Genomic DNA, 1,652 nt, shown 5'->3' with positions numbered 1-1,652 from the left:
CAGTATTCGTAAAATCTTCGTTCTGGTATTTCTCATAAAGTCCAAGAACCTGAGATTTTTCTGCATATTTTTCATTAACTAGTAAATCAATTAGATTCTTAGTGTGTAATCTTTGAAACTCATCAACTTTTGTGAGAACTTCGTCAGAAACACCGAGTTGCTTCATACTTGAAAGTACGTCATTCCCACTATCCAAAGAGAGAAATATAACTTCAAGCAATTTATCAACATCAAGAAGGTTTAACTCTACAACAGCTGATAAAGTACTTGGGCGAGATTCAAGTTGCTTAATGGCAGCTTGAATAAAACCTTCTTTTTCAACAGCAGAGTTATCTACTAAATACTTTCCAAAGTTCATCTATTACCTTCTTAAATTCTCTTCGCTATCTCAGTTAAAAGTGGCCCAAATCCTCTAAATTAAGAATTTTCGCACCTATATTTCTTCTATTCACTGCACCAGGCATTCCCCAAACAACAGAAGAGCCTTCGTCCTGAATAAATTGATAAGCTTGTTTTTCTTTTAATGCTTCACAACCATTTGCTCCATCTTCTCCCATTCCGGTTAAAATAATGGACATTACCTGATTCGAAAAGTTTTCAGAAACTGATTGAAAAAGAACATCAACAGCGGGTCTTACAAAACAAACCTTTTCATCTTGGTTAAGAGAAAGCGACAAATCTTTTTCCAATTTCATATGATAGTCACCTGGAGCTATATAACAAACTCCATTCTCTAACTTCTCACCCCCTGCTGCTTCTCTTACGTCCACAGGAGAAACCTTGTCTAACATTTCTGCCAGTTTCTTTGTAAATAAAGGTGGCATATGTTGTACAATTAGCATTGGATAGCTTGGTCTTTCTGTAATTCCTTTAAAAATTTTTGTTAGAGCTTCAGGACCTCCTGTAGAGCATCCAATTAAAACAAGTTTTGGCTTTACGTTCATTGTACTTACAACATCAGACATTGTGCTACTTGCTTCGGGAACTCCCTTAGGCTTTATCGGTGCAAGAGAAGTCTGCTCTGGACTAATTGGAGCTGTAGCTCTTTTCGACTTAAGCGCTTCAATCTTTGGAACCAATTCATCTCGAATCATTTCAATTGAGCTTTCAATTGTTCCTTGGCCTTCTATTTTAGTAACAAAGTCATCGGCTCCACTTGAAAGTGCATCAATCGTCCTTTCAGCACCACGAGTCGTAATTGCAGAAAAAACGATAATAACAACCTTGCTGTTAAACTTTCTTATTTCTTTAATTGTTTCCATGCCATCCATAACAGGCATTTCCATATCTAAAGTTATTAAATCCGTATCAGGATTTTGCTTTAAGAAATCAACAGCTATCTTTCCATTGCTACAAGTCTTAAAAACATTATAACCAGGCACTTCTGAAAGTGCCTGGTTTATTGCTGTTCTATAAACGATAGAATCGTCTACAACGAGTATTTTCATTCTATGCCTTTTTAAATTTCAATCTTATCCACATGAACTTGTAAAGTGTCCGCCATCTCTCTCAGAAGCTTCGCTGCGTCTTGTGTATTGGCTGCATCTTTTCCAGTTGTAGCTGCGGCTTCAGATACTTGACCAATATTTTCATTAATCTGTTTAACACCTTCAGCTGCTTCAGTTACAATTCGTGTTACTTCATTAGTTGTC

At 36.6% G+C, this 1,652-nt stretch carries 2 protein-coding genes and 1 pseudogene; all 3 read right to left on the bottom strand.

What is annotated here, in order from left to right; all coding sequences use genetic code 11:
* Window positions 1–358: hypothetical protein (locus M901_RS08810; protein WP_021277847.1), on the bottom strand; the 358-nt coding region annotated here is incomplete at its 3' end.
* Window positions 359–392: 34 nt separating this feature from the next.
* Entirely contained in the window at window positions 393–1,448 is a 1,056-nt protein-coding gene (gene cheB, locus M901_RS08805) for a chemotaxis-specific protein-glutamate methyltransferase CheB (protein WP_021277845.1), read from the bottom strand.
* A gap of 11 nt (window positions 1,449–1,459) precedes the next feature.
* Window positions 1,460–1,652: pseudogene (locus M901_RS08800) on the bottom strand (methyl-accepting chemotaxis protein); the annotation flags it as partial.

The sequence above is a fragment of the Bacteriovorax sp. DB6_IX genome, from assembly GCF_000447775.1.
In the GTDB taxonomy this organism is placed as follows: domain Bacteria; phylum Bdellovibrionota; class Bacteriovoracia; order Bacteriovoracales; family Bacteriovoracaceae; genus Halobacteriovorax_A.
This window is presented reverse-complemented; position numbering and strand designations above follow the sequence as displayed.